Origin of the sequence: Adhaeribacter pallidiroseus, assembly GCF_003340495.1 — a bacterium.
GTDB classification, from domain to species: domain Bacteria; phylum Bacteroidota; class Bacteroidia; order Cytophagales; family Hymenobacteraceae; genus Adhaeribacter; species Adhaeribacter pallidiroseus.
On record NZ_QASA01000002.1, the window covers coordinates 1 to 25,231 of the forward strand.

Below are 25,231 nucleotides of genomic sequence, written 5' to 3' on the forward strand. Positions count from 1 at the left end.
GGTGGCGCATTGATGGAGAGCTTAGCCTGGCTAAAGTCATCACGTCGAGTAGTTCTTTTTCGTCCAATCGCCCGGGGATAGATCGGACGGTTTTGGCTAAAGGCTTGTACCAGGTACTTGACCGGGAAGTGGGAGCGGCTTACCAGCAACACGGCTGGTTACCGACCCTCAACGTGTACCTGGTCTACCAATTATGTAGGAGAAATAAGTACGAAAAGGTTGCTCTGTTAATCAATGCTAATAACAGAGCCAGATCAAACTTTTCTCACTTAACATAACGTACTTATCGGACAGGTAATTTATTCCTTAGGTATTTCAATGTAAAAAGTAGTGCCTTTATTTTCCTGGCTTTCAAACTAAATACGGCCATCGTGTAATTCCACGATATTCTTGATGATGGACATACCTAAGCCGACACTTTTTTCTCCCCGAATACCGGGACGACGGGCTTTGGTGAATTTATCAAATAAGGTAGCTTGTACAGATTCCGGATACCAATGCCATTATCGGCTACGGTGATAAAGATCGTAGATTCCCGCTCCTCTAGGGTAAGGGCAATGGTACCCTGATCAGGCGTAAATTTAATAGCATTAAAATATTGTTGGTAGATGATGATGCTACTGCTACTTTCTTAACCCAAAGAACGCTGAAGAAATCCGGGATTGGAGTAGATGTTTTAACGGCTGCTCAGGATTAGAAGCCCTACAAATTGTAAAGCGCGTATGTCAAGAGGAAGAATGTCCGGAATTAATTCTACTGGACCTGAATATGCCCGTTATGGATGGTTTTGAATTTCTAGACGAACTTCAAACATCGGCCGATTTAAGTAGTGCGGATATCAAGATCGTATTGTTAGTAGTTTCAGACATCACATGGATCTGGTCCGGGCTAATAATTACCCGGTAATTGATTGTATTGAAAAACCGCTAACTACATAACGGCACTTAATTACTTGTTAATAGCAAAAGAATCTATATAAATTAATATGTATTGATAACTTAATAGCTAAATTTGAAGATCACATTTTTAGAGTCAGCTGATAACAAAATTAAGTTTTGGATCTGCTTCATATATACCTTTTACTCTCACTCAACTAACTTATGCAATCTTCAACCATTTCTTCTTGAAGAAAAAGAAAAAACAAATTTTGGAAGCCTGGATGAACAATCAGCTGGCGGACGCTACCTTCGGGAAGATTTAATTTCGAATGACGATCTCCAAACCCCAATCCGAGGACTTACTAAATGCCCTTTAAAGGCATTAAATATGGGTACCACAGATTTAGAAGCAGAATCTTTACAACCAGTTATTGATATATTAAGTGACTTGTCCATTACTCGGGCGCGCCAAGGCTTTACGCCTCGGGAAACTAGCCTCTTTGTATTTAGTCTCAAAAAAACCTTTAACCAGATTTTACAACAAGAGCTAAAGGATAATTTTCAACTACTTTATCAGGAGACTATTGAGATAAGCAATATGCTTGATAGTTTGAGTATTGTCACCACGGAAACTTTTATCAAAGGAAGAGAAGAGGTTATTTTAAGGCAAACCGATGAGATCAGTGAAATTTCTACCCGGTGATTCGGGTGTGGGAAGGCATTCTAGCTCTACCCATTATTGGTACCCTGGATAGCGCCCGCACCCAGGTTGTAATGGAAAACTTGCTGGAGAAAATTGTGGAGACCGGTAGCCGGATTGCTATTCTGGATATTTCAGGCGTACCCGCGGTTGACTCCTTGGTTGCGCAACATTTAATCAAAACGGTAAGTGCCACCCGCCTGATGGGGGCAGAGTGCATTATCAGCGGTATCCGCGCCGAGATTGCCCAAACCATAGTGCACTTAGGTATTGATCTTTCTAATATCCATACCAAAGCCTCCTTAGCCAGTGCACTTAAATTAGCTTATAGCATGCTGAATATAGAAGTACGTCGGGGCGAAAAGAAATTTCAAGGTTAGATATTGTCATGGATAGAATACCCATTCTGAAAATGGCGAGTTTTTACTCGTAACCATCCAGGTCGATTTATACGATCGCCTGGCTTTAACCTTGGAAAGTGATTTAATGAATATGGTCAGTCGCACGGAAGCCCGGGGCGTACTGATTGATATTTCGGCGGTAAGTATCGTTGATTCTTTTATGGGGCGCATACTGGGCAATATTGCTTCTATGTCTAAATAATGGATGCCGAAACAGTAGTAGTAGGCATGCAACCGGCAGTAGCTATAACCTTAGTAGAATTAGGTTTAACCTTGTCCGGGGTACATACGGCTTTAGACGTAGAGATGGGGATGGAACTTCTTCGTAAAAAAATTGGCCCTACACCAACCGACGAGGAAGATCTCTATGATGACATTATCTAAGGAAAACTTCGAGATAAAGCGGGAGCCCGATGTCATTTTGTACCGGAACCGAGCGAAAGAATTAGCGGCCAAAATTGGCATGAGTCTAGTGGGGCAAACGAAGCTTATTACCGCCGCTAGTGAACTGGTGCGCAACATGCTCCGCTATGCCGAGGGGGGAACGGTACCATAGAAGTAGTTGTTAGAAATAACATTAAAGGTATCCGGCTAACCTTTGCGGATAAAGGACCTGGCATCAAAGACTTAAAATTAGCCATGCAGGATGGATTCTCAACGGGGCGCAGTTTAGGCTTAGGCTTGCCCGGAGCAAAGCGCTTATCCAACGAATTTGATATTAAAAGCGAACCCGGAAAAGGAACCACGGTAACGATCATACGCTGGAAGAATGGATTATAACTTGCACGTGCGGTTTGAATTGGTAGATCGAAGTTTTGTAAATATCGTAAAAAGGGATATTACTAAACTGGCTAGCAGTTTTGGGCTTTCGGAAGTAGAAATCGGCAAAGTTAATATTGTCATTGCCGAAATGGCCAGTAACTTGATTAAGCATACGCCAAAGGGGGGGAGATTCTGGCCAAACCGATAACCAATGAAAATCAAATTATAGGCATTGAAATACTTTGCTTGGACTTAGGGCCTGGGATGTCGGATCCCAAGCGAATGCTGGAGGATGGCACTTCTACTTATGGTTCCCGGGGAGAAGGCTTAGGCGCGATTAAACGCGTAGCCGACGAATTTGATCTTTACTCTCGCCGGGAGTCGGGGACGGTGCTTTTGGCCCGTTTGTATAAGAAAGGTCAGAAACCCAAAGCGAGTCAACGCAGTAAATTTGACTTCCACGCGGTCATGGTAGCCAAACCGGGTGAATCCGAATGCGGTGATGGCTGGACCATGGTGCAACAAAACGGGGTTTGTCAAATTCTAGCGGTTGATGGTTTAGGTCATGGGGAGAATGCGCACATCGCTGCTAGTGCCGCCGTAGCTTCTTTTCAAAAGCAAACGCCCTCTCCTCCCGGTATGCTGCTTCGGAAAATACACAGCGATATGCTCAAAACCCGGGGCGCAGTGATGAACGTTGCCAGTATTGACCTGAAAAGTAATACGCTCACTTATTGCGGAGTAGGTAATATCGCGGGCCGAGTCTTGGCGTCGGATGGAGCAAAAAGTGTGATGTCTTACAATGGCATCGTGGGGCATAATCTGCCTAATACCATTAATGATCATCAAATAGTCTGGAACAATACGCAGATTTTGATCTTGCATTCCGATGGTTTAAAAAGCCGGTGGGATTTGACCAAATACCCGGACTTGCTGCAACACGATACCAGCATCATTGCGGCGGTAATTTATAAAGAATTTACCCGAAAAACGGATGACACCTTAGTGCTGGTGGGCCGAACCCGTCCCTAATGAAAATGAAAAAGGAAGTTATTAAAATAAAGATAGAAAACGAGCTAGACGTGGTTTTAGCCTACAAACGATCCATGCAATTAGCGGGATTTTGTGGCTTACCGATGGCTGGGCAGACGAAATTTGCTACTGCTGTATCGGAAATTTGCCGCAATGTATTAGAACACGTGGGTCACGGTCAGATTGGGTTTAACCTTATAGAAAATAAAGGACGATTATTTTTAGAGGCGTTGATCAGTGATCGGGGCCGGGGCATTGCCAACGTCGAAGAATTGTTAGCGAACCATTACCGGCCATACTCTAGTAAAGGCTGGGTATCTATAATTCTAAGAAACTGGTAGAACAATTGTTTATTGAAAGTGATAGTGAAAAAGGAACCCAGGTGAAGCTGCATAAAGCCATCCCTCATAACCATCCGCCCATCAATAATGCTATCATACAAGGCTGGATTCAACATTTTGCCAGCGAAGCAAGCGTTTCTCCCTACGTAGAGATAAAAAATCAAAACATGCAGCTGCTAGAACTACTCGACCAGCTACGATTAAAGAATATGGAAGTGGAGCATCAGTTAACCGAAATTCAAAATTTAAATACGCAGTTACAAGCTTCTAATCACGAGATAACCCAACTATTACAGGAACGAAATTTAGCTAACGAGCAACTTACGGCTATTAATCAAGAGCTTGATAAATTTGCTTACATCATCTCGCATGATTTAAAATCTCCCTTATTTAATATTTTATCCTTAACGAGTATTATAAGCGAGGATTTAGAGGAAAATAACTTTACAAATGTAAAGAAGTCCATCGGGATGGTACTGGGCCAAGCCAAAACCATGGATAAATTTATTACGGATGTATTAGCTTATTCCAGCATGGGACGGCATACCATTAATAAAAATAGAGTAGATTTAGGAGAGTTGTTACCGCAAATTATTAGCTTTTTAAACGGGCCAGCTCACATTAAAATCGAAGTAACTGAAAACTTACCCGTTCTGTTTACCGAAGAAATTTACCTGCAACAGATTTTTACCAACTTACTTAGTAATGCCATTAAGTACAATGACAAACCGGACGGGTTGATTCAAGTAAGCTGCCAGCGGGTAGATTCCTTTCTGCAAATATCTGTTGCTGATAATGGGCAAGGCATTCCTTTGGAGGATCAAAATAGGATCTTTGAAGCTTACCAAACAGGTAGCCGGCACCGCAATTCCAGCACCGGATTAGGGTTGTCTATTGTTAATAGAATTATGCAGTTAAAGGGCACCGCTATTTGGGTCGAATCAACGGGTAGGAATGGCACCGTTTTTCATTTTACTTGGCCGATTGCAGAACTGGTTTTATCCTGAATTAAAGATATATTTTACTTATGTCTCATCCGAAAATCAATTGACGGTGCAAGCCCCGTTGAATAAGAAAGACAACAAGGCAGATGGAAAGACGAAATATGGCGCTTAAACGTAAGTCAGCATGAACTTGAAAAGCTTTTCTCTAGGACCTCTATTTAGCTACTTAAAATTGAGTTGTATAGAAATGCGTTGACCAAACTCGTCTCACGAAACGACGGAAAAAAGATATTGAAAAGACCTGGTTACACTAGGTCTTTTTTGCTGTATATCCAATCTCAAAGGATCATCTCACAAATCAAAACCATTTTTGCATTTATTAGACGGTATTCGTGAGATAAAAACAATTGCTATACTTGGGTAAGTATCCAAAACATTAATTATAATTTTTAACCGATATAACCCAAAAGAGAAGAATAGACGATTTTGGCACTGTGTAAAAAAACGAGGGTTTTTCTACACAGTGCCAAATAACTGAAGCGTTTACTAAAATTTTGTTTATATTGCTATGTATTATTTCTAAATGTATTTTACTTTCTTCCATTGAGTTTCTTACATAGATGACCAAGATTGGCTATGCCCGGGTTTCCACCCTTGACCAAAACTTAGACTTACAACTTGACGCATTAAAGAGCGAAGGCTGCAAACAAATATTCACCGATAAAATCTCGGGTGTGAAAGCCAGCAAGCCACAATTTGAAAAGCTGCTCGACTATGCCCGACCGGGGGATACGATAGTAGTTTGGAAGCTGGATCGTTTGGGACGAAATACTGTGCAACTAATACAATTAGTTGAAGAGCTGAAGAAAAGAGAAGTAAATCTAAAATCCTTGAGCGAAGCCATTGATACAACCACTGCTATGGGTAATTTGTTCTTTCAATTTATGTGCATTCTAGCAGAACATGAACGCAACATCATTAGGGAAAGAACCCAAGCTGGTTTAAACTCCGCTCGGGCACGAGGAAGAACAGGAGGGAGGCCTTCAGGTTTAAACGAACGTTATAAAAGAATAGCACCAGAAGTGAAAGAAGTGTACGAGAAGAATAATAGGAGTACCGAGGAAATTCGTAGCATGTTCCATATTAAAAGCCAACCTACACTTTATAAAATATTAGAATTTGCAGGTGTGGATGTAAAGGGATTTGTAAAAAAGAGAAAAAGTCAATAATTCATATCTATTCAGTTTGTAATTGAATCCAAAAGTGAAAAAGAGATATTTGAAAAAGCATAGTTGAATATTTTTAAAAGATTTCAGTTCCAAGTTTTAATAATTAGTTTACAGAAGGGGAGAAGGCCTGAAGAATCAAAAGGAAATATATTTAAATAGGATTTAAACAGTATCTTTAATAGAATTGGAAAAACCTGAAATCAATTGAAATAATCTTGAAAGCGTTGTGCGGTTAAATAAAGTTCATCATTGTTGACCAGTACTACATGACTAACACGATTATGCAAATATAGAAGGTTGAATTTAAACGATTAATAAAAGACATGAGTAGCTTAATCATAAATAGGTTAAAATATAAGATTTCAATAGAACAGTTTATTTTGGCACTAAGTGTTAAGCAACCATTATTGTTCTCTAAAAATGCAGATTTTCTGTTCAGTAAAATTGCCAATAATGACTTTGAGAACATTATCTTTCATTTAAAGCAACAACTACCAGAAGTTCATGATAATGCAAAGTCTAAAGTATATTTTGATTTCAATAACTCACATACTCCTGATACTTACTTTAAAAAATTAGACATAAAGTATTTAGAATTACCATTTTTAAGGAGAGCTTACATTAAAAAAAAATTAATAGAGATTTTTTCGTTAAAAAATTTCTTAATAGAGCCTTTTCCTACAGGTGTAGATCTTGCAATTTTTCAAAAAACAAATAATTATAACTCAGAATGGGCTATTTATACTAGATTTGATGTTGTAATATTTCCATATGAAAATGAAATATCATTAAGTATCGGAAGTACTGATACTCTAATAAGTAATATTAAACATGACTTTAATAGTGAAGTTGATCATTTAAAAATAGTAGATTCAGAAGATGGATTCATAAAAAGAGCAAAATTCAACATTGGAAATCAAAATGGATTAATTATAGCAAATGCAGACAAAAGAAAACAATTAAATATTAGAAATAAACCTCAAAAATATTTTTATCAAAATCATTTTAAAACTATTAATGACATCTATTCTATACTATTAAATGAATCTGATAATGAGAATGGATTACGATTTGAGAGTGGAGGATTCAAAACAGTGCATCCAGCTGATGTTGATCAAGTGGATTTTGATAAAAACCAAATACTATTTGGTAAGGGCTTGACTGACGTTAATGCGGCAAGTGGAATGCGAGATGGTGGGCCTTACGAGGTGCCAAATGGAATAGCAGACAATTTAAAAATTTTATTTATTTATCAAAATAGAGAACAAGCTAACAATCTTTTTCATATATAAAGCAAGGTTATAAACATTATCCAGGATTATTGAGCTATGCTGGTATTTCTGTGAACATTGCTAATGAAAGATTGCAATATTCAAACAAAGAATCTTTATTAAATGAATTCAATAATTTTATAAATGGCGTACTGACAAATGAATCATATGCGGATTACTTTGCATTGGTAATTTTACCTTTCTCAAAAGAATCTGCAGATTTATCAGATAACAAATTATATTATTTAATAAAAGAAAAACTTTTAAAAAAAAGTATTGCTTCGCAATCAATAGATAGTACAAAAATAAACGGAGCAAATTTTCATTATCATCTTCCTAATATTTCTGTTGCCATTTTAGCTAAAGTTGGTGGCATACCTTGGAAACTTAAAAGAAAACCATATAATGAATTAGTTGTTGGTTTTAATGAAGAATATTTTGAAGAAAATCTTGTTCTAGGAACTGCTGTCTATTTTGATAATAGTGGAAAGCTTAGGCATGTTAAATCCTTTAATGGCAATAATAGAAATGACTTAATAATTGCTTTAAAGAACTCGATTCAAAATTTTTTAGAAGCTAACCAAAATAATCCTCCGGATCGACTAGTCATACATTACTATAAACCACCTCGCAAAGAAGATGTAGATAGGATTGATAAGTTGATTAGAGATGAATTCAGGTTTAATCTTCCTTTTGCATTGATAGAAGTAAATGATACAAAAGTAAGTACAGATATATGTTTTGATGTAAAGTTTAATTACGGGATGCCCATTAGTGGAACTTTTGTTAGATTAAGAAAAACTAGTAACGAGTATCTGTTATTCAATAATCAAAGATACTGGAAAAATCCACTTAAACCAATTAGTGCAGAGGAGTATCCTATCAAAGTTAAATTGTATAATACTGAAACTGGGGGTTTTAGCCATAAAGAGCTACTGAGTCAAGTTTATGAGTTTTCTAGATTGTATTGGAAAGGACTTAAACAAAAAAGTCAACCTGTGACAACTCAGTATTCAAAGATGATTGCTGAGTTTGCAGTACATTTTGAAAATGGTAGGATTCCTGAAAACCGAATTTCACAAAAAACAGCTTGGTTTATTTAATATGGATATTAAACAAGCTATAGATAAAAGCCTATTTATATTTGGAGCTGGTGCTTCCTATGATGCTGGTTGCAAAATGTCAGGAGATATGCTGAAAGCGTTGACTGAAATTATCTGCTTGAATCAGGAGGATCCTTTTACAGAAATCGAAAGAGAAACCATAAAGTTTTTACTTACTTGTTTAAATTATCATTCAGAATGGAAAACTTGGGAAGTAAATAGAGAATATTCATTGCAGCCTAATATTGAAGAATTAGCACTTTTAATCAGAAGAATAAAGAACCGAGATAATTTTTTACCTTATCCTGTAACTGGTAATTGGGCTGATAAACTTCTTAGATTAGAAGCTCAATTCAAAGAGCAAAATAAGTTTGGCCTTTATCATAAAATTGAAGATACAATTAAAAATAAGCTTATTCCCCAATGGCTTGAAGTTAAACAAACAGATTTCTTAAAGCCACTTGATGATTTCTTTCAAAGAAATACAGATAAAAGAATAACCTTTGATATTTTTTCTATGAATTATGACAAGGTAATTGAACAACATTTTTCTGAACAAAAAGCGAAGCCATATAGAGGATTCTATAGTGGCGAATGGAGAGGATTTAATGTGTCTGATAGTATTGATGAATTTAATATTATTAATTTATACAAATTACATGGGTCATTAGATTGGACCAGGCTTATAGATGGAACTGTTTTAGAAAAATCTGATATTGATGAATATTACGAAGATATCGAAGGAGAAAATAGAATTGAACATGATCCAGTTATAATATTTGGGCATGGCACAAAGTTTTTTCTGTAGAACCTTTTTTCAGCCTAATTCAAAATTTTAGCAATAAATTAAAAGAAAGAAATTACTTTTTTATTATTGGCTATAGTTTTTTTGATCCATATATAAATAATTTACTTATTCAAGCTGTAAAAGATGGTGGTTATAAAAACAAAAAGATCATCATAGTAAATCCATCTTTTGCATTTAATCCACCCTTAAAGGTAGATCATTTTATAGATCATGATCTGTATGGTTGCCATCTTAATGAAAATAACTCAGAAGCAAAGAAAATCCTAACTAATTACATAGAAGATATACAACGGAATGCTTTTTATTCAGAATTGCCTGAATTCAACATCAAACAAGTTCCATCCGAAGCTTTATATTATTTAAGAATGGGTACAAAAGAATTCTTTAATCGTTTTTTTAATAATTCAGGTGAGGCTTTTTTAAAGCTTATTGAAGATTTTGAAAGTCAAGGTGAGAAGTCTTTACCATTCTAAGATATTTATTACTAATTATGTAAAAGCTCTAGAAGAGTTAAAAGAATGCCAATAGAAAGTGTTTACATAGAAAATTTTAAATCCATTCGTGATAGTGAGAGAATATCAATTAAGCCGATTAATATTTTAATTGGGCCTAACGGAGTGGGGAAAAGTAATTTCATCAGTTTTTTTAAATTACTTAACAGCATTTACCAACAAAGACTTCGTAAATATGTAGCAGATAATGGGTATGAAGATCGTATTTTATATTTTGGCCGTAAAGTATCTGAATATCTAGCAGGGGGCATTGTTTTTAAACCAAATGATAATAATGTTAATAACCGATATGATTTTAAGTTAGTACCACAAGCTCAAGACAGCGGATTCTATTTTGAGGAAGAAACAGCTGGTTATAATGTCTTCGCTTATCATTACGGTGAAAAATGGCATTACATGGATTTAGATACTATTGGTAAACCTGAAAGCAACTTAAAAGACCACGGGGCAGATCGCAGTTTTTACCTAAGTAATTATTTTGAGGACTTTAAAGTATTTCACTTTCACGATACGAGTGCAAATTCCTCTTTGAAGCAAGTAGCAAAAACGCAGGATTACGCTTATTTGCGAGAAGATGGCAGTAACTTAGCTGCCTATCTGTTTAAAATCAAAGATACTCATCCCAAACATTTTAGAATGATTGAGCACACCATTCGTTCAGTGGCGCCGTTTTTTGATCGGTTTAATTTAAAGCCTGATGCTAAAAACGAAAACGTAATTTTCTTAAACTGGTTAGAAAAAGGGTCCGACGAATATTTTAATGCACATAATCTATCTGATGGTACTCTGCGCTTTATTGCTTTAACTACTTTATTACTACAACCAGATATTCCAAAAACCATTATAATAGACGAGCCAGAATTAGGATTGCACCCTTTTGCCATTCAGAAACTAGCCGCTATGATAAAAAGTGCTTCTTCTAAATCACAAATAATCGTTTCTACTCAATCGGTAAACCTGGTAGATGAATTCTCTGCTGATGATATTATTGTAGTAGACCGAAGGGACAACCAAACAGTATTTACCCGTCAGTCGGAGGAAAGTCTTCGTGAATGGCTTAAGGATTACACCTTAGGGGAGCTTTGGGAGAAGAATGTATTGGGAGGTCGGCCCAGATGAGAGGACTATACATTTTAGCCGAAGGACCTACCGAAGAAGAGTTTATCAATGAAGTGCTCAGTCATTATTTTTATGATAAAGGCATATATGATGTAAGGGCAATTTTAATGAGCACTAGCCCTGGTTTTAAAGGAGGAGATGTTACTTACCAACGTTATAAGCTAAATGCCGAAAACCTATTAAAACGGGAACAAGATATAATTGTAACTTCTTTAATTGATTATTTCCGATTACGAACAGATTTTCCGGAATATGCTCAAGCCCAAACTATAATTGACAAATATAAACGAGTTGATTTTTTGGAAAATGCTGTAGCTAACGATATTAATAGCCACCGTTTTTTGCCTTATATTCAATTGCATGAGTTTGAAGGATTATTATTTTCCCATACGGCTGGGTTTGATTATTTGCCTGATTTATCGGACGCAAACAAGCAACAATTGTACAGCGCTGTACAGGAACATGATAATCCGGAAATGTTGAACGATGGAGCTGAAACAGCCCCATCTAAACGATTGGAAAAACTTATCCCAGGGTACAAGAAGACCTTACACGGTCCAGTTATCGCTACTGAAATATCACTTTCCATTATTATGCAACGCTGTATTCGGTTTAATAACTGGATTCAGGCTTTAACCCAAAGAATGCAGCAAAATTAATGAAACTATCCAATTTAGTGAATACTTACAGATTGATCCTAATAAAATGGGGGTCTGGTACTTCAACCTGCTATGGGTGAACCCCAATTAAAGTATTTCATATTATTCTGATTCAGAAATAGTTTTGATAAAGCTTCAAAACATAATGCCAATAAAAGCACTTAGACCAAGATATCAGGAAGGGTACTTAGTTGGCAAATATCCTTTTAGACCTATAAAGACCCAAGGGGACGACTTGGCAAACCGAATGGTAGCAAAATTTTTTGTTGATAATTCTGATGGAAAATTTTGGGATACATTTTTTCTACCTATGCCGAATGAAGTTATATATCCAGAAAATGATGAAGTTGGAGTGGAACTGAACAAGATTAAACTAGAGTTCAATAAAAAATACCACTGTTAGCAAGAGGTTCATTTTACATTATAAATTAAGCTACCGTTCACAGAAAAAATTAAGAAATGGATAATTACGAAAATCCAAAGGAAGGTAAAACCTATATAAGTCCTAGTTTAAAGAGTTTTGGCAATTTAAATAGGAAAATACGAATTGCTTCGAAGGTGATTAACTCACCCGATACGTATGCTTTTGGTATAATAAAAGATGAAGTTGTGCTTAGACATGGAATAAATGCACAATCCTATATAAGTGCAAAATTCATTGAAGATGACAGAAGAATTTTTGTTTTGAATATTCAAGGCTATTCAGTTGGAACGGACAAACCGCGTAATGCAAGTTTTGCTTTTATCGGAGATGAAATAAATAAACTTTTTGAATTTTTAAAGAATATTCAACATGTAAAGCTTGCAGATAGTAAGCCAATCAATATAAGTGATGAAGAGCTTAAAAAATTGATAATTTCAGATAATCAAGCTAGAAGCTTATTACATGATAATCAAGAAATTTTTACTCAAATAATAAGGTCAGAAATTACGAAAGAAGATATTGTTGCAATAGGATATCGTAAAAAGCAACTTGGAAATTACCAAAATTTATTATCAGATAGAATTTTTTTTGAAAATGCAAAGACCAAAAACAATTTAACGGATGAATCTCTTTGGCAAAAATTCTTTGAGAAGAATCAATGGGTTTTTGGATATGGGTTAGGTTATATATTCTTGTCGAGTCTTGATGATAAGAAATTAGAACAAGTTGTTCAAGGCCATAATGTTAATAATTATGGAAAACGTGTCGATGCTTTAATGAAGACAAATGGTATTATATCAAATTTATGTTTTGTTGAAATTAAAACAAATACTACACCTTTACTTGATAACAAACCTTATCGTTCAGGCTGTTGGGCTCCTTCAAGAGAATTAGCTGGAGCCGTAGCTCAAATTTAAGGTACTGTTGCTTCAGCAATAAAGTCTTTATCAGAAAAAATAATTACTGAAGATCAGGAAGGAAATCCAACTGGAGAAGAAGTTTTTAATTATCAACCAAAATCATATCTAGTAATAGGGAATTTAAGCGAATTTTCAAGCGAACATGGTATAAACAAAGACAAATATCGTTCTTTTGAACTATATAGAAAGAATACTACAAATCCAGAAATAATAACTTTTGATGAGCTTTACGAAAGAGCAAAGTTTATTGTACACAATAACGAAAACTAAGGATGTAAATAGAGATAAATTAAGTAAGAAATTAAAATCTTATATTTTTATCAGCGATTTTGCAGTTGAAACAAAAATATTGATCAATTATTTGTATAATAATTAATATAATATGCTTTCTATTTAACATAATACTAGTTATTAGGACAATGACTGCGTAATGAAATCAATATTAATGGCAAGTTTATATTTCTTATTAATAACCATATTGTCTAATAACCAGCTTGCCTGGATTGTTGCTGCTTTTTTTATAACAGATGTTCTCGGTAAAATTGCAGCAATCAAATATTTAATAAACTACAATACAATAAGCTTCAAAAAAGCTGTTTCAGCATATATTGAAACAGCTTTTTTGAAATTAGCTAATTAACTGTAAAAGCATAAACATTACCTTGCTCTCCTACTGGACCATCCGACCACTTTTCCATTAAAGCAACACTTGCCTGATGATCATTTTGTAAGCTGATGCTAAAAGTAGCCCGGTCGCAACGATCTTTCCCTTTTATCGCACGACTATCGCTGTATGCATTACTCAACAAAAAAGCATAATTACCTTTCTTCTTCGGTACAATGGCAATCTTCATTTCGTATTTACCATTCGTTTCCACGTACCTAACTCCTTCAGCTGCTTCCGGAACGGGTATATTTGTGGAATTAAATGCTTCGCCCTTCATAGCTATAAAGTCAAAGTCATACACATACCACTTACGTTCTTTATTGGGCAAGTATTCTACAATGGTAATAGCACTGCCAATAGTTGCTGCATTTGTATAATCTACAGGAGCTTGACTACCAATGGGAGTTAGGGTACTAGGAAATTCGGATACTAAATAAATAGTATCACCTACTTGCACTTTATCTTTATCTGGCGTAAAAGCTGCAGTCACCCCGAAGCTGTACTTGGGGTTTGGATTCAAACAACCGGGATCAGGGCAGCCGCTTAGCATTACGCTTAAGCAAATAAAGCCAATTAGATGAATGAATTTATGTCTCTTATTGATAACCATATTGTCTAAATAAATCTCTAACTTGGGTTGCTTGATTATTACTGTTTTCGGATAAAAGCCGTTCCCGGTATAATTGCGGCGATCTTATCTCCGAATCAATGGCATTTATTAATTGTAGATTGGTATATAAAGAAACCTGATCATTAACTGTAATTTCACCTGGTGTATTGTCGATTAAATCCTGAAAAAGTCCTCTTGGAATCCATTTGAAAGGATCATCAGGTAAAAGTGGATTAAACGCTTCTAATGCGGCTATATGCGGCCTTATAGTACCATTAGAGCAAGTACTGGTTTGATAGTCTTGCACCCGTACACAAGAGCTGTTAGTACCGTATCTCGCATCAGCTAGAAATTGTCCATAGTGGCTGGCCCATCCTTCATTTAAAGCAATAATTGGCGAACTACTCGTGTTTCCCCGGCCATAAGGGTTAGGTGAGGAAGAAACAGTAGCGCTAATAATTTCATTAATCGTAGCATCAACGGCGGCGGTGTACCAGAGATTACCAGCTTGGGTATACAGAGCCGTGTGCGATAATTCATGAAAAATTGTTTCTACCACTAAATCGGAGTTAATCTTAGTATAATCGCTTACGTTATAATTGTACACTACATCTATCTGCCGTTTTAAGTAGCCAACCATCGTGTTAAATCCACCCGCAACAGGATTGACAGCGGAAGCAATAAAGTTATTGACAAAAGCGGTTTCTAAACCATCCCAAAATCTAATACCAAATAGAGGCGCAGCACCCGTTCCACCTAAAGATCCCCAGTTGCTGATTAAAATTCGTAAACCGGCTGGCGGCGCACTAGTTCCCTGCGCAATAATTAAAGATCGGTATTGTTGTACGGCATTGTGCGTAGTAGCGGCTACCCAATCCCGGGTTTGTAAAGAATTAACATCATTATTTCTAACGAACGTATAAGCCGGTATGTTATTAATCTGGCTGCCCGAAAACTTACCAAGCACTTTCTTTACTGAGGAAATTACTTGCCAAAAACGGACACCGCGGATGCTCCGGATACTGGCGTTTTCGTTTTTAAACTTGAGAATTACTTTAACTTTATTCCGGAATTTTGCAGTAGAAGTAAAATTACCGGTGCTATTAGTATACATGCGCTCTATCTTGAACCACCTCTTAGCCACTACCCGCAATTTTTGTAGTCCCTGCACTCCTAATTGCGTATCCTGCACATTAATTTTACCGATGGTCGAAACAGCGGGTGATGGCGGAGTAACCGGAGCCGATACGCATTTCTTTAATACATCATCCCAGACGTAACCAGTAGGGCAACCATCCGGCACACACTTATTTAGATCGTAGTCAAAATGGTAACCTGGGTTACAATCAGGTATCCGTTGGGTTATCGCGGCTGCGTTGCCGGCTAAATCATCGCCATCAGCGTTTAAACCAGCTAGCCGTTCGGCTTCAACTTCTACGGCTATGTCAGTAGGGATATGCACCGAAGCTAAGGTTTGATACGTGATTCCGGCTGGAAAAGTAAAATTGGTGGGCACTACTGCATATTGCCAAGTTATTTGGTCGCTAGGCACAGCCGGGTCCTGATAATAATCACCTTCGGTTATTACCTGATAATCCAATGGTTCATCAAATAAATCTAAATCCAGAGTTTCTTCGAGGGTAATTAATTGCTCTTTAGTAGTAGGCTTAAACCGAACGTACAAATTAGTAGCGGCCAACGTGGTCCAAGTGCCGCCTTTTACGTTGGTATACGCCCGGCGCATATTAGCTAGTAGATAAGGATTGGGTAACTGGCTACCTAAAACAGTGGGTTGTTCAGTATTGGGGTTAATAACATTAGCGCTGGTAGTAGTTTTCACTTCCGGTTGCCAACCTTTTTCCGGTTGGAGGCTACAGGCATTTAAGAATAACAACCCCAAAGCTAGTAAGCTGGAAAAAGCATAATTTTTCCAGTTACCATGCCATAAGGCCTGGCAAAAAAAATAGATTTTTTTCATGAAACCAATAAGTATAAGTGGATGATTATTTGCCTTAAATATAAAACAATATCGTTAATAAACAATATAAATAAAAGGTTATATTTATTAATATTTATATATTTGTTTGGGTAAGAACCTTTTTTATGTTAGAAGCAAAATTCATTGCATTTCTTAATTTTAGGCTGTCAATGAAACTTTTGTGAAATAGTCCAACGCTTATTTTGAAGTACTGCTAAATATTTTATTGAGCGCACCTTGCTGGGTACTTTTTTCAAAACGTGTCTATATATTTTCATCAGAGATAATAATTACTATCTCCAGTATGCATCTCAAAAACACAGCAGGGTTTTTATTTTAAGAGATGCTTTTTTAAGATGGCTATAAACCAGAAAAGACCTAATGATACCAAGCTTATTCTAGTATCATTATTCCGTCCTTTTGCGAGATGAACTTGGTCAGCTCATTTTCGGATTAGATATCCTATATTACTTATATCAACCGCTATTCAAAATTTAGTTTAAGTTAGCTAAAAGTAAATTCACATTTTGCGGAGACTTCACAGAACCAAGTAAATACGTTTATGCCTATATTTACTAAATTTGATTTAACTGGTTTTTAAATTATTATAAATATTCCTCTTCATTCCTTTGTTTGTTCCATGATATTATTTGACGATGGATCTTTTCTTCTGGATTATGATTCGGCTTCGGATACGATATTTGTCACGTTACCTGATATGCGAATGCATAAATTAAGTGAAGCCGAAGAATGTTTTAGGATTATGGTAAATTATGTCAACGATTACCAGGTGCAAAACATACTCTTGGATTCTAGCCGGGCAATGGTGGAAGTAGAAGATACGCAGTACAATCACCTTATTTACCGCGTGTCCCTCCAACTCAAGCAAACGCATTTAAAAAAAGTAGCGCGCTTGGTGAGTTCTATCCCAAAACTAGAAGCCATGGCGCACTGGATACAAGCTCAAGTCTTAACTACCCCACCATCCAGTTATTTGATTAAAAACTTTACCAGCAAAGAAGCTGCTTTGGAGTGGTTAACAGGCACCTCCTCACGTTCTCAATTATAATGGCTTCTGTAAATTAATGATAAATTTCGTTGGGTCGTTTGCCATGGTAGAATCTTCATACATGGGGGTTACAGATTATATAAGCGACAACGAGCAGGTGAAAGCTAGTTGAAATTTGTTGAGAAGTGAACAAAACTGATCCGATTAGAAAATAAAGCCAGTAGCTAGCTCTTTGATTGCCTATGGAAGATGGTGGCTTGTATCCATTCAATCTATTAAACGCATCTCTAAAATCAAACAGGCACATTAATTTAAAGAATGGCTTTATGGAATGTTTTCATCAACTCCAAAGCTTCCCTGTTTTTTGTGCATTCTTCTGCTTATTACCCCGTTTTCTAATGGATCAGGTGAACTTTAGGTTTACTGGACAATTATTGAAACATTAAACAAGCAAGTTTTCCCTTTTACTAATCATAATATCAACTAAAACAAGCAAATACAGTATAGAATAAATTTGCTAATTTGGGGGTAATAAATGCCCTAGTGGCACTTCTTATCTTAACGAATTTCTTTAGATACTACTTTTCCTATTTGATGTCTGCTTTTTCTTCAGCTACTAGCCATGATGCTATTTTTAACGCCTTGCCTGGTGCCTTCTTGCTGCTCTCTGCCGAGTTATTAATTGAAGCCGTTAGTGATGATTTTTTAGTTGTGTCGTTTTCTGACCGGGAGCAATTAATCGGTCATTCTATTTGGGAGGTATTCCCGGATAATCCCCAGCTAGCGGGGGTGAAAGGAACGGCTAATTTGCGAGCCTTATTGGAAAAAGTATTAAGAACGGGTAAACGTCAACAAATACTTCAACAGCGATATGATGTAGCAGATCCTCTGCATACCGGGAAGTTCTTAGAACGCTATTGGCGGTTGGATAGCCGGCCTGTAGTAGATGAACAGGGTCGGGTTACCCAGATTATCCATTCGGTTACGGATATAACCGAACAAGTACTGGCTGAAACACGAGTGCAGCAGAGCCTAACTCGGGAACAAGCCGCCTACGCCGAAGCCAATCTGCAAAAACGGCAACTACACAGTATCTTGATGCAGGCACCCGCTCTGATCTGTATTTTTCAAGGACCAAACCACGTTTTTAAACTGGTTAATCCACCTTATCAGCAGTTAGTGGGAAAACGACCTTTATTAGGTAAATCCATTGCACAAGCCATGCCGGAACTAGCCGGCCAGCCCATCTTTGGTTTATTAGACAAAGTGTATCGCACCGGAGAGAGCTTTTATGCGCACGAAATGTTGGTGCAACTAGACCATGAGAACTCCGGCAACGAACTAGGGCACAATTATTATAACTTTATCTACCAGGCCACGCGCAATTTAGCCGGCCAAGTAGATGGTATTATGGTGTTTGCCTATGAAGTAACTCTTCAGGTAAAAGCCCGCCAGCAGCTAGAGGTGAGCAGTAAACAAATCCGAGAACTCAATGAAGAGCTTCAAGCAATAAACGAGGAATTACAGGCTAGCAATGAAGAATTAATAAGTACAAACCTAGAGTTACAGCAAGCTCAACAAGCCTTGCAAGAACTTAATAAATCCTTAGAATCGCTTGTTGCGGCTCGTACAGAAGCCTTGCAGCAGGCTTTACGGGAAACCCAACAACAACGGGAACAATTACGCGAGCAGCAAGATCAACTCCAGCAAATTTTAGGGCAGGTGCCTGCTTCTATTGCTACTTTAGTGGGTTTGGAGCATCGCTATAATTTCTTCAATGATTCTTACCAAGCCCTTTCGGGTAATCGCACAAATTTAGGAAGGACTGTGGCGGAAGTGTTTCCGGAAGTAGTGGAACAAGGCTTTATTGCTTTGTTAGACCAGGTGTATGCCACTGGTATTCCTTTTCGAGGAACGGAAACGCCGGCCCAGCTTTATGACCAAGCAACGGGTAAACCCGAGCTACTTTACGTCGATTTTATCTACCAACCCCTAAAAAATGAGTTTGGGCAAATACAAGGGGTTCTGGCCTTTGTCGTAGACGTTACGGAGAAGGTATTAGCCCGGCAACGCGCGGAAGCTTTACAAATCGAATTACTGGCTACCGCCCAAAGAATGGTTCAGGAACGCGAAACGTTTTACCAAGTATTTGCGAGCACGCCCGCCGCTATTAGCATTAATCGCGGCCCGGAACACCGGTTTGAATACTTTAACGCCGCCTTTCAACAAATTTTCACCGGGCGGCCGTTACTCGGATTACCCATCGCCCAAGCTTTACCCGAAGCAGCGCCCGGCGGCTTCGTGGCGCTTTTGGATCAGGTCTACCAAACAGGTGAAACTTACTTTGGTCATGAGTTACCCCTACTGGTAGATCAGCCGGACGGAAAACCCGCGGTAGAAAAGTATTTTACTTTTACCTACCAGGCTTACCGCGAAAACAACCAGATTGCGGGGATTTCTACTTTTGCTTACGACGTTACCGAGCAAGTACAAGCCCGACGGCAGCAGCAAGTGCAGCAAAAACAGCTGCAAGCCCTTTTTGAACAAGCTCCCGTGGCGGTAGCCATTTTCCGGGGTGTGGAATACGTGGTTGAAGTTGCCAATACCCGGGTAGCGGCCTTGTGGGGCCGGACTCCGGAGCAGGTATTAGGCAAAGCTATATTTGAAGCGTTGCCGGAAGTGCGCGACCAAGGTTTTCGAGAATTACTCGATCAAGTAATGCACACCGGAGAGCCTTTTGTAGCTAATGAAGTAGCCGCCTTATTCCAGCGTAATGATCAATTGGAAACGGTGTATCTCAACTTTGTTTATCAACCTTTACATGATGATCAAGGGCGGGTGATGAGCGTAGCGGCCGTTGCTACGGACGTCAGTGAGCAGGTAAAAGCCCGTCAAGCCAGTGAAGCCAGTGCCCGACAGCTCCGGCTTATTACGGATGCTTTACCGGTACTCATTGGCTACTTGGATCTGGATGAGAAATACCGGTTTGCCAATCGGGCTTACGAGAATTGGTTCAACCGTAAAGCAGCAGATCTATTAGGTCAACCCATCCGCGAGATAGCGGGGGAAAAAGCTTATCCTAACATCAAAGGATATATCGACCGGGCTTTAGCCGGCGAACGCGTAGATTTTGAAGCTACCATGCCGTTCCGGGAAGACTTTACGAAACACATTCGTACCAGTTATATCCCGGATCGTCAGAATGGGGAAGTAATCGGTTTTTACACTTTGGTACAAGATATTACCGATCAGGTGGAAGCTCGGGAAGCTATTGAGAAAAGTGAACAACAAGCAACGGCTCTAGCAAATAGTTTATTGAAGGCTAATGAGCAACTCCGGCGCGTGAACGTGGACCTGGATAATTTCATCTACACTGCTTCGCACGACTTAAAAGCCCCTATTCTCAACATTGAAGGTTTGATAGAGGCCCTGCAGGATCAGCTTTCTCCCGCTAGTCTGCAAGAAGAAGACGTGCAGTACACGCTGCATTTAATCTTAGATTCGGTGCAGCGTTTTAAACGCACGATTGAACATTTAACCGAAATCACCAAACTGCAAAAAGAAAATAGCCGCGAAGCCACCCCCATCGACTTAACCGCCTTGATCCAGGAAGTGCGGTTAGACTTGGCTACTAAAATACAAGCTTCGCAAGCGCAAATAGAAGTCGATGTAACTCACTGCCCCACGATCCGGTTTTCGCCCAAGAACTTACGCAGCATTATTTATAACCTACTGTCTAACGCTATTAAATACCACTCCTCTTTACGTGCCCCGTTAATTCGTATCCATTGTGCCGAAACGGAAGAATACCAAATACTTTCGGTGCAGGATAATGGCTTAGGCCTGGATCTTTCCGGTAGTACCAAGCTTTTTACCATGTTTAAGCGATTGCATAATCACGTGGAAGGAACCGGTATTGGCTTGTACATGGTCAAGAAGATCATGGAGAATGCCGGTGGGAAAATTGAAGTGGAAAGCATTCTCCATCAAGGATCCACGTTCCGGGCTTATTTTAAACGAGACCAACCAGCCAGCTAGTAAAGCTGCTTATTAATACTATAAAGATTAATAGAAACTATAAAGATTAATAGAAAAATAGAACATGCCTAAAATTACTTGCGCCTTGCTGGTGGATGATGACACTACTGCTAACTTTCTGAACAAACGTTTGTTTCAAAAGTTAGACGTAGCTGAAAAGCTATTGGTGGCACTGAATGGCTTAGAAGCCTTGCAACTTCTTCAGGCCAACTGCCCCGGACCGGAATGTCCCCAGCTCATTTTATTGGATATTAATATGCCCGTGATGGATGGCTTTGAGTTTCTGAAGGCCTACGAGCAACTAGAACTGGCGCAGCGCCAATCCGTGGTGATTATCATGCTTACTACTTCTTTAAACCCCAATGATGTTGAAAAAGTAGAACGCGCCCAGATTACAGGATTATTGAATAAGCCTTTAACGGAAGCCGCTTTAAGAAGAATTTTGGACGAGCACTTTGAAGATTAAAAAGCTTCTTAAGTAAATATAATAAGCCCCAGGTTAAGCTCTTTTCTTATAAGTACAATCCCTTTAAGTTATTGTACATTATTAGAATCCAATAAAACGACCTCCATTTAATATGAAAAAACTTAATAAAATTTTATTAGTGGATGATGATCCCACCTCAATTTATATCAATGAAAACATTTTAAAGAGAATGGAGATTAAGCACGAAGTAACTGTGCTTACCAACGGGAAATTAGCTTTTGACTATCTGATAACTAATTGCAGTTCTAACTCAAATAATTGTCCGGCTTTTGTGATTTTGGATCATCATATGTCCGTCATGGATGGGATGGAGTTGATGGAAGCCTTAAATAAGATAGATCTTCTAAGGAATAATAATGTCGTCTTTTTGCTTTTAGCCATTAACACAACTCCCCAGCAGATAGAAATATTCAAAGACTTAGGCGTTCAGGAATTCACTTCCAAGCCTTTGTCGAAGCAAACAAAACAATTCGCAAAGCCAGGTGTCTGAGATTAGGTGCGTTTTGGAGTTCCTCTAAGAACTTAATTTCGTCACGGTGGTAACTCTGAATATCTAAAAAAATTACAGTAGGGCATTGCTCCTGGGAACAATCCGTTCGCACTAGGTTTAAAGCATCCTGACCATTTTGAGCCATCTGCACCTGAACTTCCTTGGTAATGCCCTTAATAGCTAAGTGGGCTAAGAAAAGAGCCGTGTGATCGGCATCGATCACGAGAACTTTTTTGGGCAATAACATCGGGTTTAAAGTTTCTTATTCTAGTAAATCAAAACCGGCGGATGGTTAGTTCCTATGTCGCAACATATCTTTGCTGAGTAATTATCAAACCAAAAAAAGGCTTTCGACTTACTTCTTATAGTGCGAGAAACTTCTTGTTTTTATGCCATTCCCGTTGGCTAAAAAGTCAGTATACGGAGTTTGCCTAGACGACCCTTTATTTACCCGAACCTATTTTTGCTAGCGCCTCCCAACATGAAGATAAACCACGATGCCCTTTTAATTGCAAATTTTCAAGCGACTACCACCCAATTCGGCCAACTCTATTTTTCCTATAACCTAGCCGAAGACCAGTTTTCTTACATCAGTCCCGCTTTTTGGGAGCTCTGTCAAGAATCACCCGAGCGGTTTCTGGTAGAGCCTGATTTACTCTTGCCTTTGATCTATCCGGAAGATAAGACCTATATGGCTCAGGAATACCAAAAGTTAAGACAATTGCGCACCCCAGTACAATTAGAATTCCGCATTATTGCTCCCAATCAAACCATTAAGTGGCTCAGCCTAAACGCGCACATCGTCCAACACGAAGAACAAGATTATATCAGCGGCTGGGCTTATGATACCACGAGTAGCAAAGCCAATATTACTACGTTGCAGAAATTTAACGCCAAGAAGGACTCGACTCTAGAAATACTTTCCCACGATCTAGCCAGCCCCTTTGCTAATATTCAAGGCCTAGTACGGGCCTTAGAGGATCAAATTAAAGCCGGGAATCTGGACGTGGATCAAATTATGAGTATGCTAAAAGCCGACGCCAAACGGGGATCTGATTTAATCCGGGACTTTGTTAATAACGAATTTTTAGAATCCTCCCAAATCAACCTCAACAAGGAACGGGTTGATATTGCCCGGGCCATTGCCGACATGATGAACAACTATAAAACGGGAACTACTTTAATCCCCAAAAACTTCGCGTTTATTCCTTCTCAGATACCCATTTTCATGCAGGTGGATGAACTCAAGTTCATGCAGGTATTAAACAATCTTATTTCCAACGCTATTAAGTTTACACCCGATAAGGGCACCATTTCCCTTGTTTTAGAAGACCGGGATCCTTACATTCTCATTACGGTGGCCGATAACGGTATTGGCATACCGGAGTCCTTGCAAGCTACCTTATTCGATAAGTTCACCAAGGCTCGCCGACCGGGACTTCGGGGAGAAAAAAGCGTGGGCTTAGGTATGTCCATCATCAAGAATATCGTGGAACTCCATCAGGGAAGGATTTGGTTTGAAAGCCAGGAAAATCAAGGCTCTACCTTCTTTATCGAGGTACCCAAAGAATAAGAACAAAAAGGGAATTGTTACTTTAATTATTTTCCTGCAGCCAAGCTAAAGCGGAGTCTACATCCAGAAAGAAGTCCAGGTGAAAAAGCTTCTTGCTGGGGAAAGGATTCCCTGTATTGTCATGCAGGGGTTTTTGGTCGGTCATGATTAAGGTCTCAGGTTGTAAGACAATCGCCATCCGTTGCAACTTACCTCCTTTTAGCAAAGGCCGCATTTTAGCGTACATCCAGTGTTGATCCGCCTGGTGCAGGTACAATACTTGCCGGGAATCCGTTAACCAGTACAAGGTTCTGTATTCTAAAGCCAACAGGATGGCCTGATGATAACCCATTCGGTATTCAGGACTACTAGGTTGCTGTTTCCAATCCAGGCGTAGTAAAGATAAATCCAGCTCCAGGTAAATGGTAAGAACTTCATTTTCGTACAAGCGGCGGGTAGTAGACGTATACATTATCGGCGAGAATTTGGCTAATACTAAGAGAGTGGCTTAAAATATCAAAAAAGAAACGAGCCGAGCAATCAAGTGGATTGCTACGGTTGGCTTACTACGTCATACAATAATTAACTCACCTCATAATGCCATGGCTTTCTTGTTATTATCCTAAACAGGCCACAATAACAGCATAGTTTTAGCAACCGTAAAGTATCATTGTAGAAAAAACAACGTTGTTACAAATACGGATTACTTAAACCGGAAGAAAGGACAGCAGGAGCATGGAGTTAAGAAGAACCAAACAAGCAATCTACGAGTATTTAATTACTCCTTCCCCGCTGTTTTTAAAGCAGGTAGTAGAAGTTACCGAAACCAAGACCTATATTTTGGTACGCAATACCCGGGAAATGAAAAAAAGAGCGATACCGGATGCCGTTATTCTGCAATTGGAAGATCGCCTCCAGCACTTAGGCTCATTTACCTGTCGCGGTGAAGCCTATGATGGGGTCACTTATTTACTAATCGAAAAATGATCCCAACATTAAATCTACTCCTGCCTCTAAATTCTAGGACCAGCGAATCGGTTGCAAGAAAAGCTGTTCTTTCTTAAAAGTAAACCGCGTATCTAAATTGATTTGGCCATTCCGGTCTAACGCATAACATCCCAATTCTTGATGCTCCGCTGCCGCTTTGAAAGGCGGGTATTTAGCGGTTTCGTACACGTATACTTTATCCGTATCCCGGTGGCGCACAATACTATATTGGTTTAAATCAATGTTAGCTAAACTCATAATAACCGTTGTAAAGTAACTGCTTTCTTTTAGCAAACTAGCTCTAGTCTAA

24 protein-coding genes and 4 pseudogenes are annotated in these 25,231 nt (G+C 38.5%); 24 read left to right on the forward strand and 4 right to left on the reverse strand.

Translation table 11 applies throughout. The features are described 5' to 3' along the window. The 18 genes and pseudogenes from AHMF7616_RS26580 to AHMF7616_RS25230 form a co-directional block, all read left to right on the forward strand. A partial coding sequence (locus AHMF7616_RS26580) for a hypothetical protein (RefSeq protein WP_158546254.1) occupies nucleotides 1–278 on the forward strand: 278 nt, incomplete at its 5' end. 472 nt (nucleotides 279–750) lie between these two features. Further along, on the forward strand, nucleotides 751–906 hold the full coding sequence (locus AHMF7616_RS27975; protein WP_394335790.1) for a response regulator: 156 nt from the start codon (nucleotides 751–753) through the stop codon (nucleotides 904–906). 253 nt (nucleotides 907–1,159) lie between these two features. Beyond that, nucleotides 1,160–1,958: pseudogene (locus tag AHMF7616_RS27980) on the forward strand (STAS domain-containing protein). Nucleotides 1,959–1,966: 8 nt separating this feature from the next. Then, nucleotides 1,967–2,363 (forward strand): annotated as a pseudogene (locus AHMF7616_RS25165) (STAS domain-containing protein). Continuing rightward, nucleotides 2,347–2,759: pseudogene (locus AHMF7616_RS27985) on the forward strand (anti-sigma regulatory factor). Before AHMF7616_RS25165 ends, AHMF7616_RS27985 begins: the two co-directional pseudogenes overlap by 17 nt. Further along, nucleotides 2,749–2,949 carry an ATP-binding protein gene (locus tag AHMF7616_RS27345; RefSeq protein WP_233507801.1) on the forward strand — a complete coding sequence of 67 codons (201 nt, stop codon included), beginning with the start codon at nucleotides 2,749–2,751 and terminating at the stop codon, nucleotides 2,947–2,949. Before AHMF7616_RS27985 ends, AHMF7616_RS27345 begins: the two are co-directional and overlap by 11 nt. A gap of 56 nt (nucleotides 2,950–3,005) precedes the next feature. Continuing rightward, nucleotides 3,006–3,773 (forward strand): SpoIIE family protein phosphatase, encoded by a 768-nt coding sequence (locus tag AHMF7616_RS25175; protein WP_233507802.1) that lies wholly within the window; start codon nucleotides 3,006–3,008, stop codon nucleotides 3,771–3,773. After that, nucleotides 3,773–4,114, forward strand: coding sequence for an ATP-binding protein (locus AHMF7616_RS25180; protein WP_115375774.1), 342 nt, complete (start codon nucleotides 3,773–3,775; stop codon nucleotides 4,112–4,114). The genes AHMF7616_RS25175 and AHMF7616_RS25180 overlap by 1 nt, the downstream gene beginning before the upstream one ends. 41 nt (nucleotides 4,115–4,155) lie before the next feature. Then, nucleotides 4,156–5,121 (forward strand): sensor histidine kinase, encoded by a 966-nt coding sequence (locus tag AHMF7616_RS25185; RefSeq protein WP_147275792.1) that lies wholly within the window; start codon nucleotides 4,156–4,158, stop codon nucleotides 5,119–5,121. A gap of 557 nt (nucleotides 5,122–5,678) precedes the next feature. Next, complete coding sequence (locus AHMF7616_RS25190; RefSeq protein WP_115375776.1) at nucleotides 5,679–6,287, forward strand: recombinase family protein; 609 nt, start codon at nucleotides 5,679–5,681, stop codon at nucleotides 6,285–6,287. Between the two features lie 323 nt (nucleotides 6,288–6,610). Then, complete coding sequence (locus tag AHMF7616_RS25195; RefSeq protein ID WP_115375777.1) at nucleotides 6,611–7,579, forward strand: hypothetical protein; 969 nt, start codon at nucleotides 6,611–6,613, stop codon at nucleotides 7,577–7,579. Nucleotides 7,580–7,629: 50 nt separating this feature from the next. Beyond that, a complete protein-coding gene (locus AHMF7616_RS25200) occupies nucleotides 7,630–8,661 on the forward strand; it encodes an argonaute/piwi family protein (protein ID WP_158546255.1) in 1,032 nt (343 codons plus the stop codon). A 1-nt stretch (nucleotide 8,662) separates the two neighbouring features. Continuing rightward, a complete protein-coding gene (locus AHMF7616_RS25205) occupies nucleotides 8,663–9,469 on the forward strand; it encodes an SIR2 family protein (protein WP_158546256.1) in 807 nt (268 codons plus the stop codon). Between the two features lie 518 nt (nucleotides 9,470–9,987). After that, nucleotides 9,988–11,100 (forward strand): AAA family ATPase, encoded by a 1,113-nt coding sequence (locus AHMF7616_RS25210; protein WP_115375780.1) that lies wholly within the window; start codon nucleotides 9,988–9,990, stop codon nucleotides 11,098–11,100. Beyond that, nucleotides 11,097–11,759, forward strand: a complete 663-nt coding sequence (locus AHMF7616_RS25215) for a DUF4276 family protein (protein ID WP_115375781.1) — start codon at nucleotides 11,097–11,099, stop codon at nucleotides 11,757–11,759. The genes AHMF7616_RS25210 and AHMF7616_RS25215 overlap by 4 nt, the downstream gene beginning before the upstream one ends. A 145-nt stretch (nucleotides 11,760–11,904) precedes the next feature. Beyond that, on the forward strand, nucleotides 11,905–12,162 hold the full coding sequence (locus AHMF7616_RS25220) for a hypothetical protein (RefSeq protein WP_115375782.1): 258 nt from the start codon (nucleotides 11,905–11,907) through the stop codon (nucleotides 12,160–12,162). A gap of 56 nt (nucleotides 12,163–12,218) precedes the next feature. After that, nucleotides 12,219–13,373 (forward strand): annotated as a pseudogene (locus AHMF7616_RS25225) (Shedu immune nuclease family protein). 160 nt (nucleotides 13,374–13,533) lie between these two features. Beyond that, complete coding sequence (locus AHMF7616_RS25230; RefSeq protein WP_115375783.1) at nucleotides 13,534–13,743, forward strand: hypothetical protein; 210 nt, start codon at nucleotides 13,534–13,536, stop codon at nucleotides 13,741–13,743. Here the strand turns inward: AHMF7616_RS25230 and AHMF7616_RS25235 are convergent. Continuing rightward, nucleotides 13,736–14,260, reverse strand: a complete 525-nt coding sequence (locus AHMF7616_RS25235) for a hypothetical protein (RefSeq protein WP_147275793.1) — start codon at nucleotides 14,258–14,260, stop codon at nucleotides 13,736–13,738. The genes AHMF7616_RS25230 and AHMF7616_RS25235 overlap by 8 nt on opposite strands. Nucleotides 14,261–14,366: 106 nt before the next feature. Continuing rightward, entirely contained in the window at nucleotides 14,367–16,358 is a 1,992-nt protein-coding gene (locus AHMF7616_RS25240; RefSeq protein WP_115375785.1) for a hypothetical protein, read from the reverse strand. 640 nt (nucleotides 16,359–16,998) lie between these two features. On the opposite strand from AHMF7616_RS25240, the gene AHMF7616_RS25245 reads away from it, so the two are divergent. From AHMF7616_RS25245 to AHMF7616_RS25270, 5 genes are all read left to right on the forward strand, one after another. Next, nucleotides 16,999–17,427, forward strand: coding sequence for a hypothetical protein (locus AHMF7616_RS25245; RefSeq protein WP_115375786.1), 429 nt, complete (start codon nucleotides 16,999–17,001; stop codon nucleotides 17,425–17,427). A 534-nt stretch (nucleotides 17,428–17,961) separates the two neighbouring features. Further along, complete coding sequence (locus AHMF7616_RS25250; RefSeq protein ID WP_115375787.1) at nucleotides 17,962–21,405, forward strand: PAS domain-containing protein; 3,444 nt, start codon at nucleotides 17,962–17,964, stop codon at nucleotides 21,403–21,405. A 64-nt stretch (nucleotides 21,406–21,469) separates the two neighbouring features. Continuing rightward, nucleotides 21,470–21,871 carry a response regulator gene (locus AHMF7616_RS25255; RefSeq protein WP_115375788.1) on the forward strand — a complete coding sequence of 134 codons (402 nt, stop codon included), beginning with the start codon at nucleotides 21,470–21,472 and terminating at the stop codon, nucleotides 21,869–21,871. Nucleotides 21,872–21,983: 112 nt separating this feature from the next. Continuing rightward, entirely contained in the window at nucleotides 21,984–22,382 is a 399-nt protein-coding gene (locus tag AHMF7616_RS25260; RefSeq protein ID WP_115375789.1) for a response regulator, read from the forward strand. A gap of 481 nt (nucleotides 22,383–22,863) precedes the next feature. Further along, nucleotides 22,864–23,955, forward strand: coding sequence for a PAS domain-containing sensor histidine kinase (locus AHMF7616_RS25270; protein ID WP_115375791.1), 1,092 nt, complete (start codon nucleotides 22,864–22,866; stop codon nucleotides 23,953–23,955). Between the two features lie 22 nt (nucleotides 23,956–23,977). Here the strand turns inward: AHMF7616_RS25270 and AHMF7616_RS25275 are convergent, their stop codons facing one another. Next, nucleotides 23,978–24,406 carry a hypothetical protein gene (locus AHMF7616_RS25275; RefSeq protein ID WP_115375792.1) on the reverse strand — a complete coding sequence of 143 codons (429 nt, stop codon included), beginning with the start codon at nucleotides 24,404–24,406 and terminating at the stop codon, nucleotides 23,978–23,980. Nucleotides 24,407–24,669: 263 nt separating this feature from the next. Here AHMF7616_RS25275 and AHMF7616_RS25280 point away from each other — a divergent pair, with 263 nt between their 5' ends. After that, nucleotides 24,670–24,921 (forward strand): hypothetical protein, encoded by a 252-nt coding sequence (locus AHMF7616_RS25280; RefSeq protein ID WP_115375793.1) that lies wholly within the window; start codon nucleotides 24,670–24,672, stop codon nucleotides 24,919–24,921. A gap of 33 nt (nucleotides 24,922–24,954) precedes the next feature. Here the strand turns inward: AHMF7616_RS25280 and AHMF7616_RS25285 are convergent, their stop codons facing one another. Continuing rightward, nucleotides 24,955–25,179 (reverse strand): hypothetical protein, encoded by a 225-nt coding sequence (locus tag AHMF7616_RS25285; protein WP_115375794.1) that lies wholly within the window; start codon nucleotides 25,177–25,179, stop codon nucleotides 24,955–24,957. Nucleotides 25,180–25,231: the final 52 nt, after the last annotated feature.